Origin of the sequence: Pseudomonas sp. FP597 (genome assembly GCF_030687435.1) — a bacterium.
Classification (GTDB): Bacteria; Pseudomonadota; Gammaproteobacteria; order Pseudomonadales; family Pseudomonadaceae; genus Aquipseudomonas; species Aquipseudomonas lactucae.
The window spans coordinates 2,575,552-2,591,852 of sequence record NZ_CP117432.1; the positions used below are offsets into that span (position 1 = coordinate 2,575,552).

General features: G+C 59.4%; 18 protein-coding genes. 6 read left to right on the forward strand and 12 right to left on the reverse strand.

The genetic code is table 11. The annotated features are described in order from the left end of the window. Nucleotides 1-36 precede the first annotated feature (36 nt). The 6 genes from PSH66_RS12050 to PSH66_RS12075 all read right to left on the reverse strand — a co-directional run bounded on the left by PSH66_RS12050 (nt 37) and on the right by PSH66_RS12075 (nt 4,455). The gene (locus tag PSH66_RS12050; RefSeq protein ID WP_305429154.1) at nt 37-1,206 is read right to left on the reverse strand and encodes a zinc-dependent alcohol dehydrogenase; all 1,170 of its coding nucleotides are present in this window, start codon (nt 1,204-1,206) and stop codon (nt 37-39) included. Continuing rightward, a complete protein-coding gene (locus PSH66_RS12055; protein WP_305429155.1) occupies nt 1,206-2,036 on the reverse strand; it encodes an SRPBCC family protein in 831 nt (276 codons plus the stop codon). Before PSH66_RS12055 ends, PSH66_RS12050 begins: the two co-directional genes overlap by 1 nt. A 519-nt stretch (nt 2,037-2,555) precedes the next feature. Beyond that, the gene (locus PSH66_RS12060; RefSeq protein ID WP_042944868.1) at nt 2,556-2,825 is read right to left on the reverse strand and encodes a DUF6555 family protein; all 270 of its coding nucleotides are present in this window, start codon (nt 2,823-2,825) and stop codon (nt 2,556-2,558) included. Between the two features lie 177 nt (nt 2,826-3,002). After that, on the reverse strand, nt 3,003-3,554 hold the full coding sequence (locus tag PSH66_RS12065; RefSeq protein ID WP_078732623.1) for an ATP-dependent Clp protease proteolytic subunit: 552 nt from the start codon (nt 3,552-3,554) through the stop codon (nt 3,003-3,005). Nucleotides 3,555-3,607: 53 nt separating this feature from the next. Further along, nucleotides 3,608-3,958, reverse strand: coding sequence for a general stress protein (locus PSH66_RS12070; protein ID WP_003174480.1), 351 nt, complete (start codon nt 3,956-3,958; stop codon nt 3,608-3,610). A 320-nt stretch (nt 3,959-4,278) separates the two neighbouring features. Further along, a complete protein-coding gene (locus PSH66_RS12075; RefSeq protein WP_003174481.1) occupies nt 4,279-4,455 on the reverse strand; it encodes a general stress protein in 177 nt (58 codons plus the stop codon). 318 nt (nt 4,456-4,773) lie between these two features. On the opposite strand from PSH66_RS12075, the gene PSH66_RS12080 reads away from it, so the two are divergent. The 3 genes from PSH66_RS12080 to PSH66_RS12090 are packed head-to-tail and all read left to right on the forward strand — an operon-like array spanning nt 4,774 to nt 5,976. Beyond that, nucleotides 4,774-4,995, forward strand: coding sequence for a PLDc N-terminal domain-containing protein (locus PSH66_RS12080; protein ID WP_305429156.1), 222 nt, complete (start codon nt 4,774-4,776; stop codon nt 4,993-4,995). Between the two features lie 13 nt (nt 4,996-5,008). Further along, the gene (locus tag PSH66_RS12085) at nt 5,009-5,524 is read left to right on the forward strand and encodes a hypothetical protein (protein WP_141064136.1); all 516 of its coding nucleotides are present in this window, start codon (nt 5,009-5,011) and stop codon (nt 5,522-5,524) included. Between the two features lie 8 nt (nt 5,525-5,532). Next, entirely contained in the window at nt 5,533-5,976 is a 444-nt protein-coding gene (locus PSH66_RS12090) for a DUF421 domain-containing protein (protein ID WP_078824067.1), read from the forward strand. Between the two features lie 7 nt (nt 5,977-5,983). Here the strand turns inward: PSH66_RS12090 and PSH66_RS12095 are convergent, their stop codons facing one another. The 5 genes from PSH66_RS12095 to PSH66_RS12115 all read right to left on the reverse strand — a co-directional run bounded on the left by PSH66_RS12095 (nt 5,984) and on the right by PSH66_RS12115 (nt 12,237). After that, complete coding sequence (locus tag PSH66_RS12095) at nt 5,984-10,129, reverse strand: CheR family methyltransferase (RefSeq protein WP_305429157.1); 4,146 nt, start codon at nt 10,127-10,129, stop codon at nt 5,984-5,986. Between the two features lie 383 nt (nt 10,130-10,512). Then, nucleotides 10,513-10,752 carry a hypothetical protein gene (locus tag PSH66_RS12100; protein WP_305429158.1) on the reverse strand — a complete coding sequence of 80 codons (240 nt, stop codon included), beginning with the start codon at nt 10,750-10,752 and terminating at the stop codon, nt 10,513-10,515. Between the two features lie 4 nt (nt 10,753-10,756). Then, nucleotides 10,757-11,005, reverse strand: coding sequence for a DUF6555 family protein (locus tag PSH66_RS12105; RefSeq protein ID WP_305429160.1), 249 nt, complete (start codon nt 11,003-11,005; stop codon nt 10,757-10,759). A 91-nt stretch (nt 11,006-11,096) separates the two neighbouring features. Then, nucleotides 11,097-11,378, reverse strand: coding sequence for a hypothetical protein (locus tag PSH66_RS12110; protein WP_003174488.1), 282 nt, complete (start codon nt 11,376-11,378; stop codon nt 11,097-11,099). A 94-nt stretch (nt 11,379-11,472) separates the two neighbouring features. Next, on the reverse strand, nt 11,473-12,237 hold the full coding sequence (locus PSH66_RS12115; protein ID WP_305429162.1) for an OBAP family protein: 765 nt from the start codon (nt 12,235-12,237) through the stop codon (nt 11,473-11,475). Nucleotides 12,238-12,358: 121 nt separating this feature from the next. On the opposite strand from PSH66_RS12115, the gene PSH66_RS12120 reads away from it, so the two are divergent. Continuing rightward, entirely contained in the window at nt 12,359-12,859 is a 501-nt protein-coding gene (locus tag PSH66_RS12120; protein ID WP_141064140.1) for a CinA family protein, read from the forward strand. 40 nt (nt 12,860-12,899) lie between these two features. Here PSH66_RS12120 and PSH66_RS12125 read toward each other — a convergent pair whose 3' ends face one another. After that, nucleotides 12,900-13,337 carry a hypothetical protein gene (locus tag PSH66_RS12125; RefSeq protein WP_305429163.1) on the reverse strand — a complete coding sequence of 146 codons (438 nt, stop codon included), beginning with the start codon at nt 13,335-13,337 and terminating at the stop codon, nt 12,900-12,902. Between the two features lie 218 nt (nt 13,338-13,555). Between PSH66_RS12125 and PSH66_RS12130 the strand changes: the two genes are divergently transcribed. Both PSH66_RS12130 and PSH66_RS12135 read left to right on the forward strand, forming a co-directional pair. Continuing rightward, nucleotides 13,556-14,818: a serine hydrolase gene (locus PSH66_RS12130; protein ID WP_305429164.1), complete on the forward strand. Its 1,263-nt coding sequence runs from the start codon at nt 13,556-13,558 to the stop codon at nt 14,816-14,818. Nucleotides 14,819-14,934: 116 nt separating this feature from the next. Further along, nucleotides 14,935-16,272 (forward strand): alginate export family protein, encoded by a 1,338-nt coding sequence (locus PSH66_RS12135; protein WP_141064142.1) that lies wholly within the window; start codon nt 14,935-14,937, stop codon nt 16,270-16,272. Nucleotides 16,273-16,301: the final 29 nt, after the last annotated feature.

Consider the following 16,301-nt stretch of genomic DNA (forward strand, 5'->3'; position numbering starts at 1 on the left):
GTCGACACCGGCGTGAAACCGCGCGCTCAAGCAGCCTCAGGGTTTGAACACCGCACGCAGACACTGGTCGGATTTTTCCTTGAACAATGCGTAGCCTTGCGCGCCGTCTTCCAGGCTCATGGGATGGGTCAGCAGGTAGGCGGGGTCCAGTTCACCTTTCTGAATGTGTTCGAACAAGATGGATGCATAACGCTGCCCCGGCTGTTGCCCGGATTTCAGGGTTAACGCCTTGTTGACGATCGCGCCCATGGGGAACTTGTCCAGCAGCCCGCCATACACGCCAGCCACTGACACCGTACCGCCTTTGCGACAGGCGCGAATGGCTTGTCTGAGAACGGTGCCGCGTTCGGTGTGCAGCCTGAGCAGTTGCTTGGCCTTGTCATAGGCGTAGTCGATCCCGATCCCATGCGCCTCCATGCCTACGCAGTCGATGCAGCGGTCCGGTCCGCGCCCGCCGGTCAGTTCCAGCAAGGCTTCGTGCACGTTGGTTTTTTCGTAGTTGAGCGCGATTGCCTTGCCGCGCTCCTCGGCCAGGCGCAGCCGGTCGGGGTAACGGTCGATTGCGATCACCCGTTCTGCGCCTAACAGGTAGGCGCTGCAAATCGCCATCTGACCGACGCCGCCGCACCCCCATACCGCTACTGTGTCGCCGGGTTGGATATTGGCATTGTCCGCCGCGAAATAGCCGGTAGGCGCCGCATCCGAGATAAACAGTGCCTGCTCGTCGGTGACGCCTTCGGGCACCTTGAACAGGTTGACGTCGGCAAACGGCACCCGCACATAGGTTGCGTGGCTGCCGGGATAACCGCCGAAGGCGTGGCTGTAACCGATGATGCCGCAGCACGGCTGGCCGTACAGCAGGTCCGTTGCCGACGGGTTGGGGTTGGAATTGTCGCAGCAGGAGAAGTCGCTGCGCTGGCACGGCTCGCAGTTGCCGCAGCCGATGATCGAGATAGCGACCACTTTGTCGCCCTGGCGCAGGTCGGTGATGCCTTTGCCGACATCCACCACTTCACCCATGAATTCGTGGCCGATGATATCGCCGGGCTTCATGGCCGGGACGTAGCCGCCCAACAGGTGCAGGTCGGAACCGCAGACGGAGGAGAGCGTGACACGAACGATTGCGTCACGCGGATTGAGAATGGCTGGGTCGGCAACGTTGTCGATTTGCAGCATGTTCGGTGCTTGCCAAGTGAGTGCGCGCATCAGTTGGGCCCTCCTTCAACGGCTACGCCGGTTTTGACGGCCGAGTGATCGCTGGTTTCAGGCTCGGCGTCGTGGACGTAGAAGAAATTGTCGTCGTGTTCCGGATGGAGGCGGTTGTTGCTGACCTCGCCGGTCTCCAGTTGTTGTTTCACGGCCTGCAAAGCGTTGAGCAAGGCTTTATCGCTGAACAGGCTGATGGCGCGCGCCAGGCCATAACCCAGCTTGCCCAGGGCCGGTTTGCACGCCACGACTGCCTTGACCTGCGTACCACGACCCGCGGGGGCGGGTGTCAGCGAGACGCGGATGTCGTGTGCCCAGCGTGCGCCGCTTGGGGTTTTCCAGCCAAGCACATGGGGATCCTGCGTGTCGGTGCGCACCAGTGTGCACTGCAAGCGTCGCCCGGCCGGTACACGGATCGTCCAGCGCGTAGTGTCCGGTGTCAGTTGTTCCACGCTGTCGACCCAGCGCAGCAGCGGGCCGATGTTCTGTGGCCGGGCGATGAATGCCGCCACCTCATCCAGGGGACGCCCGATGGTGATACTGCGCGTGATCGCCTCGCTGATCGGCCAGTCACGTTCCGCACTCACTTGCTGTTCGAAGGGCGTTGGCGTCAGTGCCTGCTTCAGCGCGCAATGCCCGGCGGTACCGCGATAGACCCCATAGGCGCCGGCCGCGATCTGCAATGCGCCGCTCAAACCGCCCCTGCGCCAGCCAGTGAGCAGCAGCACGGCACCGGTCGTGAGCGAAAGCGTGCGCTCGGCTTGGGTCATCGTGCCGCGCCGAGGTGTGTCCTGATGGGTGTGGGTTGCAATCAGTGGTTGGTCAGTCATGTTCCAGTCCTCCAACGGGTGTGTTTGCGATAGAAAAACTCGCGCCGTTTGAGGTTCAGTGCATTTCGCGATTGGGGGGATGAAAGGTGTTCAAGGCTGTGCCTGCGGTCGGCGCAGCGCCGGTATTGGCTTTCAGTCCCGTCCGTTGAGCAACCCGGCAGGCTGCTTGCGACGCCGCTCGAAATCTTCCCATTGCTGCGGTTTTCGCTGTTCGCCACAACCCATGCACACATAAACATCCGGATCCAGGCCCAGATAGTAGCCCTTGCGTATATACGGGTGATTGCACCTGCCTGCCACTGGGTCGCGACCGGGCTGAGCGCAATTTTTTGTAGCCATAGCACTGCCATAAAAAAAGCCCGCACTACGTACGGGCAAAACAGGAGTATTACCAGGGACTTGATGAGTGAATACACTCAGTATTGAGAAACGAAAACAGCGAACGCAGTTTCGTTTTTTTAATCAGATGGCGACGAATGGCAATAGTCTTGATGGGTTGGGTGCTGTTTGAAGTTACATTCATTCGGGAGGGGGTGGTATATATGGCTTCGCAATGAATGGAACACTGCCGGAGGGGCGCCACTTCACATTTTCAAGACCGTAGCGTTCGGCAAGCGGTTTACTGATGCGTTTGATCTTTTCATTGCGCGACCGCGGAATGATACCGATGCCGGCGTCGCAACAGGCCCAGTGCCATGCCTCTGCGTTGTTCATGACATCGGCCCTAATAATGAAGGATCTGGGTTCATGATGAAGTTCGTATTCGATGATATATAGAGAGTTTTTCATAAAGGCTCCGTCTGCATCTTTTTGTTAGTTGTTGCAGGCGAAGGTTCAGAATTTTTCATTTGCCTGGCTGCTGGGTGTTTACCGCTTTGCGTTGCATGAAGTTCACCCACTTGAATCCGTATGAAGATCAATGTGGGAGCGAGCAAGCCCGCGCCCACATTAGTTGGGTGTCCAACTTCAAGAGTGAATAAAGCTGCTCACAAACTCCGCCTTGATCACCGGCAGTTCGATTCCATGGATCAGACCGGCCGCCAGGGCTTGTTGAGGGTCAAGAATACGCGGGGCCGCGATCAGGTACTTTTCGGTTTCCAGTTTTTCGGCGGCATCGGGCGTGCGTTCGGCCACGATGCGGGCGTAGAGCTGCAAGTCATAATCGAGGCTCATTGCATATTCGGACATACGCGAATGGTCGACAGCGCCTTGCAGGTGCCAATGAAACGGATGGAACAAAAACTTGCTGTGCCGGCACGCGGTGCGCCGCTCGCCGGCCAGGAAAATGATGTTACCCATCGATTCCACGGTGCCCAAATTATGGGTGTGGACTGGAATCGGCAAGGACAGCAAAAAGTTGTACATCGTAAAGCCGTAGCTGCATTCACCGCCCATGGTCGCGATGTTCAGCACCAGGCCAGAGGCGTCGCGCTGCACGGCCAACGAGGCTTTTTCGATGAGTTGGCTACAGGTGGACGCGTTAACCGGTCCGGTAAAGTTAATGACGTGTAAAGGCATGGGATCCCTCGTCAAAGAAAGCAGGGGAGCCATGCTCCCCTGCGTCAAGCGCCTCAACTGTTGCGGCCGCCGCCGTGGCTGTGCTCACCGCCTTTACGTCCGGCTTCCGAGGCTTTTTCACGGTCGTTGGCGAAATTGCCGCCACTGTTCTGACCGCCTTTACTGCCGGCTTCAGCGGCACGCTCAGGGTCGTTCTTGAAGTTCCCGCCGCTGTTCTGGCCGCCTTTGCTGCCAGCTTCCGCCGCACGCTCGGGATCGTTCTTGAAGTTCCCACCGCTGTTTTGGCCACCTTTGCTGCCGATCTCCTGGTAGAACTCCTTGTCATGCGTGGCAGAAGTGGCTTCGCCGCCTTTTTTACCGGCTTCGCTGACGCTCATTTTGCCTTGCTTGTCTTGAGTACTCATCTTTAGCTACCTCGTCGTTATGTCGGTCAATAAACGTTAACTTCGATGTTGCATGGGTGTCGCTACCAACTTGCGCGTGTCGCTATAAGTGCTTTTCGCACAAGGGTGGCGTTTGTGCGGCGCCAACAGTAGCTTCGGCGTGTTCAATAACTTGCTGGCGCTCGTAACACCCTGAGGTGTTAGAGCGTGCGCTTGTTGTGGCTTGCGGTCGAACTTCCACTACAGGCCCGCGATATAAGTCACGTCGCTGATAATCAATTGGCGCGCGCATAGTTAGTTACCTGGTTAGTGATGTAGGAGGGGGCGTTCAGTCTCCCGAGTCAAGACTTGCGACCGCCGCCGTGGCTGTTTTGCCCACCTTTACGGCCGGCTTCCGAAGCTTTTTCGCGATCATTGGCGAAGTTGCCGCCAGATGCCTGGCCTCCCTTTTTACCGGCCTCGGAAGCTTTTTGAGGGTCGTTGGCAAAGTTTCCAGGGTTTTTATTGCTGGTCGTCATGATAACTCTCCAAAATAAGGGATCGTTTCGCTAGTTGCGCATTTACGCAACGTGCACTTACTCCGATTGGGGCCGTCGCGAAAATGCTTTGTGGATTTTCAAAAATGGCGATGAACGGTAGTGAACTGAAAAAAACTTGTACAGGTACGCGCACTGACTGCCGCTTCGTATAACTTTTTTGTATTCGTTGATATTAAATTGATAGCTGTGCAGGCCGCTTCGCTTAGTGGGTGCTTATAGGCTTTAAGTGGTGAAAAAATAATGAACCCTTACTGCCCGCTCCACACCTAACGAACATGGACTAACTGGAGGTGCATCATGCAATTCACCTATTTCTGGATTTCCCTGGGCGTCATTCTGTTGTTGCTCGACCTGTGGGTCATCAACAGTGTCTGGCGAAGCGATAACTCTTCCGGCAACAAGGTCGGTTGGACGGCCCTGGTCGTGTTGTTGCCGTATGTCGGGCTGGCGATCTGGAGCATCGCGGGGCCGCGCGGCGTGACCAAAGGCCCATCCTCGCCGGAACACAGCAAGGGCTAAGCCGGTGCGCCGTATGAAGCCACCGGTTCACGACGACCTGCGCAGCCGCAGTTACCCGGTCAATGAAGACATGGCCTTGCAGCGCAAGGTCTGGCGCTTCGAGCGCTTGGGTTGGTATGCGCTGGTCATGCTGATCGGCCTGAGCTTGGTCGGCTTGTTTTCCAAGGGGCCGTTGAGCACCGCGCAAACACGCAGCGCTGATGGGCAGTTGCGTGTCGAACACCAACGCTTCCTGCGCAACGGCGCTTCGGATGTGCTGGTGATTCATCTGCGGGGCAAGGCGCGCGAGCCCTTGGAAGTCGCGATCAGTGGCGAGCTGCTGCAGGGTTTCAATATTGAGATGCTGCAGCCGCAACCCCTCAAGGCCAGTACCGCGGGTGAAGGCGTCAGGCTGTGGGTGCTGAGCGACAATGATGGTCAGGCGGTGCTGTACCTGACCTTACGCAGCGACGGCGTGGGTAGCTTCGACACCCAGGTGACGCTGGCAACGGGCGCGTCCGTGCGTTTCTCACAATTCATTTACCCGTAGGGGGCACCATGGACTCGGTCTTGCGCGCAGCCGCGATTTACCTGCTGTTGCTGGTTCTATTCAAGATCGCCGGCAGGCGCTCCCTGGCGGAACTGACCACCTTTGACCTGGTGCTACTGATGGTGATTGGCGAGGCCACGCAACAGGCGCTGCTGGGCGAAGATTTTTCGTTGACCAACGCTATTCTTGTGATCGTCACATTGATCGCCATCGACATTGGCTTCTCGCTGGTCAAGCAGCGCTCACGCTGGTTTGCCCGCTTGCTGGATGGCGGGCCGACCATCGTGGTTGAACACGGCAGAGTGCTCGTGGAACGTCTCAAGCAGGCGCGACTGGACGAAAGCGATATTCTCGAAGCGGCCCGCTCCGCCCAGGGCATCGTCGAGATCGAGCAGATCAAATTCGCCATTCTTGAGCGCAACGGAAAAATCTCGGTGATCCCCTTTGAGTGAGCCCTGCCTAACGGCGTGAACGGCAGAGTTGTTCGATCAGGTTGATCAACGCATCATGGGCCACGGGCTTGCTGACATGGGTGTCAAAGCCTGAATCAGCGGACTTTTTCTGGTCATTGCCGGCACCGTAGCCGGTCAGGGCAATGGCCGGAACCTCGCGCAGATGGCCGATCTTGCGCAGCTTCTGCATCAGCTCATGGCCGTTCATTTTCGGCATGCCGATGTCCGAGATAATCACGTCATAGCGGGCGTCACGGGCGGTTGCGAGGGCATTTTGCGGATCGCTGAATGCGCTGACCTGGGCACCTTCCATTTCCAGCAGCATATTCAGCACTTCAAGCACCTGCGCGGAGTCGTCTACCAGCAATACCTTGATGCCGTTCAGGCGTTCATCCTCGGCCTGGGTGTCGCCGGTGTTCGGCAAGTGATCCTGGCGTGCGCTCAGCGGCAACCGGATCGAGAAGGTGCAGCCAAAGCCCAAGCCTTTGGAGTGAACACTCACCAAACCGTCGTGTGCTTCCACCAGTTGGCGCACCAGCGACAGGCCAATCCCCAGGCCCTCGCGTTGATGGGTCTGATGCTGGTTTTCCGCCTGCCCGAACAGGTCGAAGATTTTTTCCAGGCTGTCGTCGGCGAGCCCGGCGCCGCTGTCGATGACGTCCAGTTGCGCGTGCCCGTTCGAGCGGCTGAGCACCAGTTGCACCTGGCCATCCTGTGGGGTGAACTTCAGCGCATTGTTGACCAGGTTCCAGGTCACTTGCTCGATGCGCGTCGGATCGGCGTCGACGATCAACGCACCAGGTTCCGACGGTGTCTGCAGGGTGACTTGGCGATGATGCCCGTCGGCAAGCACCACGCTGTGGATGTCCTGCAGTGTGCGAATCAGGTCGACCGGTTGTTTTTTCAGCTTGAGCTTGCCGGTACGAACCCGCGCCACATCCAGCAGATCATCGATGATCCGCGCCTGGCTCGACACCGCTTCGCAAATGGTCTCCACAGCCCTGACCGCCGGGGCCGCAGTCTTGGTGGCGGGCAAGCGTCGCAGCAACTCGGCGTTCAACTGGATCAGGTTCAACGGGTGTTTGAGTTCGTGGGACATCACCGCGAAAAATTCATCCTTGAGATGACTGTTGGTCTGGGTCTCCCTCAACCGCTGACTCTGTTCATCCTGGGTGCGTTTGTGGCCGGTGAGGTCGCGGGCGATCTTGACGTAGCCCTGCAGGCTGGCGCTCTTGAGCAGGGTGACTTCACCGCTGCAATAGAACCGGCTGCCATCCTTGCGCACGTGCCAGCGTTCATCTTCGCCGCGCCCATGTTCGCGGGCGGCGCGCAGTTCGCTCTCGGGTATGCCGGCGGAGCGGTCTTCCGGTGAGAAAATCAGGTCGTAATAAGCACCCAGCACTTCGTCCTTGGTGTAGCCGAAGATCAGTTCGGCACCGGTGTTCCAATCGGTGATGGCGCCATGGTCATTCAAAATGATAATGGCAAAATCATGGGTGCTCTCGGCGACCAGGCGCATGCGCTCTTCACCCAGGCGCAGTTCCTCTTCGGCCTGGCGCCGCTTGGTGATATCGATAAACGTCAGTACGGTGCCGTCGATATGGTCTTCGCTGGAGCGGTAAGGCAGCAAGCGCGCAATGTACCAGCGCGCGTCCTTGCTGCTGATTTCCCGCTCGATCATGCTCAGCGATTCAAAGACGGTCGTCGCATCCTCGGTCATCTGCGGGTAATCGAGGCGGTGCGTGATGTCCATCAGCGAGCGCCCGGTGTCCACCGGCAGCATGCTGAAAAGATCAGTGGCCCGCGGGGTGAACCAGCGGATGCGCATGTTGCGGTCGACGAACACCGTGGCAATGTCGGTGGAGGCGATCAGGTTGGCCAGGTAGTCGTTGACCTTGTCCGTCTCCTCGACCTTGGTCTTGAGCTCATAATTGACCGTCAACAACTCTTCATTGATCGACTGCAACTCTTCCTTGCTGGTTTCTAGCTCCTCGGTGGCCGAGCGCAGTTCTTCGTTGATCGCCTGCATCTCCTCGTTGGAGGCCTTGAGTTCCTCGCTGGAGACTTCTGCCTGCTCGATGGTGTCCTGCAAGTGCAGCTTGGTGCGTTGCAGCTCGCGCTCCAGAGCGCTCATGAGCTGGTTTTCAGCGTGGCTGATGGTGTCGGCCTCGGACTGCTGCGGATCGACTTCGGTTTCCTGGAACATCACCAGCACATAGTCGTTTTCGGTGGCGTCATCGCGGTAGGGGCGGGCGCTGATGTCCACCAGGTAAGTGCCCTGTTCGCGCTGGATGCGGACCTTGCGCGAGGTCACGGCGATATTCGATTGCTGGGCCTGGAACAGTGTGGTGCGGATATCCAGGCGCAGATCGGGATGCACCAGCGCCAGGAGATTGTGGGTGATTTCCCCGGCCACATAGCGCAGGAACCGTCCCGCGCCTTCGCTCATATGCAGGATATCGGCGTGGATGTCGACAATCACGCTGGGCGGCGCGGCCTTGGCCAGGGCGCGCAGGTGGATATCGTTGAACGAGACCTTGTTGGGGGGCGGCGCGACGGCGGCGGTGGTCGGGGCGTTCGGGCGCAGATAGCCACCGCGCGGCATGGTGGGCGCGCGGCGCACCGCGGAGGAGCCGGCACGCACACGAAAGATGCGGTTGCGCTTGTCCACCGGCACAAACAGGTCCAGGCAGCCATCGGCCGACTCCGACGAACCCAGGAACAGGTAGCCACCGGGGCGCAGCGCAAAGTGGAACAGTTGCAGGATGTCGCGCTGTACTTCACGGTCCAGGTAGATCAACAGGTTGCGGCACACGATCAAATCGATCTGCGAGAACGGCGGGTCCGCCAGCAGGCTGTGCTTGGCGAACAGCACCTTTTCGCGAATCTCCTTGCGCACCCGGTAGTGCTGGTTTTTCTCCTTGGCGAAGTACTGGCGCAGGCGTGAAGGCGGCACGTCCGTGATGATCGCTTCGGGATACACACCGTTGCGCCCATGGGTAATGGCGCGCTCATCGATATCGGTGGCAAATATCTGCATCTTCGCGCTGCTGGCCTCCAGCGCCAACTGCTCGGCGACCAGCATCGCGAGGCTGTAGGCCTCCTCGCCGGTGGAACAGCCGGCCGACCACACGCGCACTTCCTCGCGGTGCGGCACGCTGTCTTCCAGGGACTTGACCAGGTTGGGAATCACATCCCGCTCAAGCGCTTCGAAGGCCTCGCGGTCGCGGAAGAAATTGGTCACCCCGATCAGCATATCGCCGAGCAATGCCTTGGTTTCTTCCGGGTGCCCCTGCAGGTAGGTGTAATAGGTGGCCAGGTCCGGTTGGGCGGTGACCTGCAAGCGCCGCTCGATCCGGCGCAGCACGGTGGCGCGTTTGTAGTGCTTGAAGTCGTGCCCGGTGCTGGCGCGCAGTTGGACCAGGATGTCGAGCAACAATTGCTCGGCCAGGGCCGCATCACGCTCGGTGGCGGGCGGGGTGGTACGGATCTCGGGGTCATTGGCCGTGGGCAGGATGATCGATTGGGCGTTTCGCCACAGCTCCAGCAATTTCTGTGGCATCTCCACCACGGGCAGGACCAGGTCGACCATCTGGGTTTCCAGCGCTGCCAGGGGCATGCCGTCGTACTCGGCGTCTTCCGGTGTTTGCACCAGGGTGATGCCGCCTTGCTCCTTGATGCGTGAAAGGCCCACCGCGCCGTCGGAGCCGGTACCGGAGAGGACCAGGCAAAACGCCCGCTCTTTGTGGGTGTCTGCCAGGTCGCGAAAGAACAGGTCGATGGCCACATGCGAACCGCCCTCGCGCACCGAGGGCGATACAGACAGATAGCCATCATTCATCTTCAACAGCTGTGCAGGCGAAATGACATACACCCGATTCTTTTCGATCGGCAAAGTGCTATTGACCTGCACGACCGGCATGCCGGTCGACTCCTGGATGATCTTGTCCGCCACGCTCTGATGATCGGGGGACAGATGCAGGATCACCACGAACGCCATGCCACAGTCTTTGGGCATGTGCTCAAAAAAGGCTTTCACCGCTTGCAGCCCGCCTGCCGACGCGCCAATACCTACCACCGGAAAGCTCAGGTGGCTGGGGGTCAGTTCCTTGCGTTGCGGAACGTTGGGGGACCGCAGGGGGGCAGACTTCATAAATACCAACCTTGGTTAACCGCGCACGAGAGAGCGTGTAGAGGGGACGAATTCCAGCGAGGGGTGAGGGCTGAACGAAAAGCGAAATATAGCTGAAAACCTGCGAATGACAGAATCCCTTCAGGCCACTCGAAGGCCCTCGCGTGGACCTTTACCTTTCGGTTGAGGCGTAGTTGAGCGCGAAGGTTTATTCAATCGGACGAGTGGCGCGGTCGTAGCCGCACGGATATACACATATCGAATGCAACTTCGAACCTGTGGCGAGGGAGCTTGCTCCCGCGACGGCTTGGGGGCAGACGACTATCTGCCTGACACCCCCGCGACCTAAATGTGATCTACATAACTTTTAAGAATTGAAAATCCTCCTTATGGTGAGCGGATAGTTACTTGCGCATGGCGCGTCGAATGCGCATCCAGTCTCGATAAGCGGCGGTACGTTGTGCGTCGGCGATTTTCTTGGCTTCGAGAAAGCGCGCCCACGTCTGCGGATCGCCGCTGTAGGACTCGATGATTTTGTACGCATGCGCGTCCAGTCGATCGGCCTCAAAGAACATTTCGGTGTTTTGCGCGATCTCTTCATCCCATGTCTGTCTTGTTGTGTAACCCAGGATGTGACTGTTCATGGTGTCAGGCCTCCGCCCATTGGATCTCTGCGGCGCCGCTCCAGCGCACGTCCGTAATGCCGTATTTTTCCGCCATGGGTTTGGACACACGCTTGAAGGTGTGTTGCCCAAACCTGGGGATGACCGCTACGCCGGCATCGCAGCTGGCCCAATGCCACGCCTCGGCATTGTTCATCTGCGCCGCACGCACGACGAACGACTTTTGTTCGCCGTGGAGTTGGTACCGAATTGTGAATAAACCGTTGTGTTTCATGAGGCCTCCTTGTGCTCATGAACTAAAGATTTAGGGCGTCAGAAAAGATTCAAAAAATTGTCCGACAACGCGATAACGGGTATCGAGCGCCTCAGTCGTCCACGGTGAATGTCACCCAGCCCGGCCCGTCCTGAGGGCGTTGAATCTCGGCGATGATGCCGCTGACGGACGTGCCATCCGGCAGGTTGACCGTGACGAAGTTTGGGTTGCCGGGCCAGTCGAGCGGCGCGTGGAAATCCAGGCGGGCAATGGTGGGTTTGCCGCTGCTGGTCAGTTGGATATCGACTGATTCATTCAGGCGTTCATCCGATGGCGTGCCCAGATGGCGTGATGCGGTGATGACAGTGGCGTTACCTTGATAGTCGTAAGACATGCTGGTTTACCTCTCAGTAAAAGGGGGCGGTTGCCCCAGCGTGTGGTTCGTTTGCTTGTTACGGGCTCCTACGCTCGATGACCCGGTGGCGCCATCAGTGCTGATGGGGCGTTTCGGTCGGATCAACGATCTGGATGACGTTGCCCTGGCGCCATGCATCCGCACCGGGTGCGATAGCTGGCGCGCGGATATCGGCACGGGCGCGCTTCTTCTCGTGGCTGTCGATGCCCAGCCGCTGATCGCGTTCGGCGACCATGCGCGCGTCAGCCTGACCATCGGCGGTGAACCCCATCATCAGTTGGGGCACACCCAGCGGCAGGCGCTTGTGCAGGTCGGTATGCCAGGTGTGCCAGGTCTTGCCGTAGGTGTGCACCAGCTTTTCCATCAGGGCATGTTCGGCCACCTTGGGAATGCCCGGCGCGACCAGTTGCCCGGATTTCACCTCATGCACGTGGCTGTGCCACAAGGCCTTTTCAGATGCGGATAACGTGCTGAACAGCTGCTCGCTGATGATGTACTCGACGCCCATCAACTTGGCGTCCTTGCGGTTGCCGTCGTAGATCACGCACTGGATCACCTCTTCGTTGAGGATGGCGCAGTAGTGATGCGCTTCCATTTGCACATCGGGATGGCCGTTGTAGAAGTGAAAGCCGTCCAGATAAGCGTTCAACGCCTCGATGGGTGGGCGCGATTGGAGCAGCCCGGCACCCGCGTCGAGCGCGCGCGTGGTCGGCGAGGTGGGGGTGCCGGGCGCCACGACATTCGAAACGGAGTTATTGCCGGCGCAGGCTGTCAGAAAAGTAACGGCCACCGTCAGGCAGAGCGATTGGAGGGTGGTTTCCCGGTTGGCTTGTTTCATTGCTGGGGTCCTTCCATGGTCGTTTTCGGGGCGGCGCTTGCCGGGTTCAGGCATGCAAGTACTTAGAAGGCCCGGCCAAACGGGCGTTCAATCGGATGTCAAAGATGCAGGAGGTAAAACCATGTCCGTAGCGGCTTCCACCGTCGACTATCTAAAACGCAACCAGTTGGTGCTGACGACTGCCGAGTCCTGTACGGCCGGCAAGATCGTCACGCTGCTTTCGCAAGTCGAGGGCAGTGGGTCAATGATTGAAAGTGGCTACGTCGTGTACTCGCCAGAGGCCAAGCAACGCTTGCTGGGCGTGCGCGCCGGCACGATCGAGACGTTCAACCTCACCAGTTGCGAGGTGGTGTGCGAGATGGCCAGGGGCGCGTTACGCGACAGCCCCGCCGATGTGGCGGTGGCCACCAGCGGCATCCTCGGCCCCGAGGATGTCGATGGCATACCGGCGGGGACGATCTGTTTTGCCTGGGCCTATCGCACCGACCGAGGGCTCAGTGTGTTCAGTCGAAAGGAGCGTTTCATGGGCGCGCGTGAGGACGTTCAACTGGCCGCGTCGGTGCATGCCTTGAAATGGCTGCCGCATTTTCACCAGCGTGCGCTGGCGGGCGAACAGGCTTAGCGCTGGACGAGCGGGGCGGCGCCGATGGCCGCGGCGCTGTCTACTGAGCGGACTGCCATGTCCACTGCCCACCGTCTTTCTCGCAATCGATTTTGGCCTGTTTGAGGTCCTGCGCCGCATAGTGGTAGGTCACCATACGAGCGTTGCCGGGAAGCACGGCGCCTGTGTGCCCCGGGGCCTTGGCGGTGGCATGCGGGTTGGCAAGTGCTTCCTGGGTCAATGTGGCCTTGCAACTGGCCGCGTAGTCGCCGGGGCATTGGGCAACCCGGCTTTTTTGCGTGATCAGCATGTCTTTTTGTTCGTTGCTGCACGACCAGTCGATGGCTTCGGAGGGCATGCCTTCGTAGGCATAACAGGTGTGTTGTTCAACCATCGGCACCTGGTCACTCTGGGTGCGGGTGTAGACATCACACGCCGCCGCCAAGGCGGTCGAAGAGGTAGAGGCGGTCATCAAAAATATCAGCAGGCGCAGGTTCATGATCGTTATCTCCATGCGGCTTACGCAGGGCTCCTGGGTAACGAGCCATCCCCCATCAAGGCTAGCTCACCACTGCGTGTCGTAAATACTGGCAACCTGATAGCGGCGTAGAGGCGGTTTATTAATTTAAATAAAAACTTTTATTGACTAAAGAATATTGCCCGGTTAATTATTGCTGCGCATCTGCTCGCATGCAGAGTCATTTCCAGGGTTATGCCATGGGTCAGAAAATCACGCCGTCACTGGCCAGTCTGTACGTCCAGACCGCCGAGTCGTTATCCGCGCCGCGCTTGGCACCGTCACTCATGCAGGGCTTTCCGGCAGCGCCGCAACACCGCGTCACTTGGAGCAACTGGATGCGTTCGCCCTTCAGCCAATGGGGCTTTCGTAACCTGGCGCGTCTGCGTCCCACCATCGACGTGCAGGCGGGCGCGATGCCTGTGGCTGCGCTCAAGCACGTCCCGACAGCACTGGACGCACTGTATTTCGACAGCGAGTGCGGGTTGAGCATCAGCGTCATCGATCATCTGGTAGCCAGCCAGACCGACGCTTTTTTGGTGATGCGGGGTGACACGGTGCTGTTCGAGCGCTACTTCAACGGGCAGCGCGCCTGTGACCGCCACATCATGTTCTCGGTGACCAAGTCGTTGATCGGCACCCTGGGCGAACAACTGGTCACCCAAGGCGTGCTCAGGCCCGAGTTGCCGGCCGCGTACTACGTGCCCGAACTGGTGGGCAGCGCGTTTGGCGATGCCACGGTGCGCCAACTGTTCGACATGGCGGTGGGCATCGAGTACAGCGAGGTGTATGACGACCCCAACTCGGAGAGTTCCCAGTACGGTTACGCCTGCGGCTTTCAACCGGCACCGGCGCAATACGCCCAGTTCGAATCGTTGTACGCGTATTTGCCGTCGCTCAAGAAGCGCGGCGACCACGGTGGTTTTTTCCATTACGTGACGGCCACCACCGAAGCCCTGGCGTGGGTGATGGAGCGTGCTTCGGGCAAGGCCTGCAGCGCGATGCTGGAGGAGATCTGGGCGCGCCTGGGCTGCGAGCGCGACGGCCATTTCATGGCCGATCCCTGGGGGCGCAATGTGGCCGGGGCCGGCTTCAGTGCGACCTTGCGAGACATGGCGCGTTTTGGCCGGCTGCTGGCCAGCGATGGCTGTCACGATGGGGTCGAGCTGCTGTCTCGCGAGACCGTGGCACGTATCGCCGCCGGTGCCGACCCCGCGGTCTACGCGCAAAATACCGAGTTCTCCAGCTGGACGCCGGGTGCGTCCTATCGAAGCCAGTGGTACGTGTTCAACGACCACAGCCAGGCGTTGATGGCCGGCGGCATTCATGGCCAGTACCTGTTCATCGACAAGCCGTCGGGCGTAGTGATCGTCAAGCAATCCTCGCTGACCGACGCGGTCAGCCCGTTCGATGGCGACAGCGTGCGCATGCTGCGCGCCATCGCCGACCACCTGAGCCACTGACACACCTAAAACAATAAGCGTCTTGCGTTCTATTCACCTGGCCTGGCCAGGTGTTGGCGGCGCGCTGCGTCGCCATTGACTGCCCTGTAACAACAATAATTCCACAGGAGCTTCTTATGGTTTTCACCAAGCGTTTCTCTGGAGCGCTCTTAGCGCTCGGCTTACCCTTGACCACCCATGTCGCGTGGGCGGGCTATACCTTTGAGGACGGTAACCTCAAGGGTGAAGTCAATCTCACGGCAGGCGGTGCAACCTTATCCACGCGCGGCGTCAACTTCGGTCGCGGCCGGGTCGATGCGCGCAACGGAAAAAATGGCGGAACCCGGATCGACTGGCAAGAGTTCTACGTAAAACCGGGCGTCAAGCTCGAGTATGCGGTGCAACCCGATTTCAGTCTGCTGGCCGGCGGGTCGCTGGTGGCTGCCACCACGTTCGGCGACGGCGATGCGGGCGGCTTTACCCGCAGCTCCGATGGCAAGGTCGCGGCCGAGGAACTCTATGGCGGTTTTCGCGCCGGCGAATGGACGTTCACCGCCGGGCGCCAGAACTACATGATCGGTACGGGCTTCATTGTCATGGACGGTAACCTCGACCAGTTCAAAGACGCCGCTTACTGGCTGGGTCCGCGCACAGCCTTCGAGGACTCGGCGATCCTGGCCTGGAACCACGGCGCGCTGAAATCGCAGGTCTTCACCTTGCGCACCGATGATGACCTGGGCGATTTCCGCATGACCGGCGTCAACCTCGATTACACCCTTGATGACCAGGTAACGCTGGGTGCCATGGCCCTGAAGGTCAACGCCCTGGGGCCCAAGGGCAGCACGCTGCCGCGGCGTCGCGACGGGATGCAGGTGTACAACCTGCGAGCGCTCAATGCCAAGGTGCCCGGTGTCCAGGCCCTGACGTTGAATGCCGAGTACGCACTGGAGCGCGGCAGCGGCGAGGGGGTCGACTATGATGCCAACGCCTGGTACGGCCAGGCCGACTATGCCTTCAGCGCATTGCCGCTGACGCCTGTCATCGGTTATCGCTACGCGAGTTTTTCCGGTGACGACAACCTGGCGGATAACCGTCAGAAAGCCTGGGACCCACTGAGCAAAGGCTTCGTCGATTGGAGCACGTGGCTGGTCGGTGATGTGGTCGGCAATTACCTGTTGTTCAACAGCAACGAAAACGTCCAGCAATTCTCACTCAAGACCCACCTCAACGAAACCCTGACTCTCGGCGCGATTCACTACCAGTTCTGGCTGGATGAGAAGAACTACATGGGCGCGGCGGTCAATGATCGGCGGTTTGCCGATGAGAGCGTGATATTCCTCGACTGGACGCCAACGCCGTCGTTCTATAGCTCGCTTTCCTATAACTGGGTCAAGCCACTGGCGGCTGCCAGGCAGGTGTTCGGCAACGACCAGAAGTTCAGTGCGCTGGAGCTGTATTTCACCTATCGCTATTAAGTGCTGCGAGCCATCGCGGCCGCGCTGGA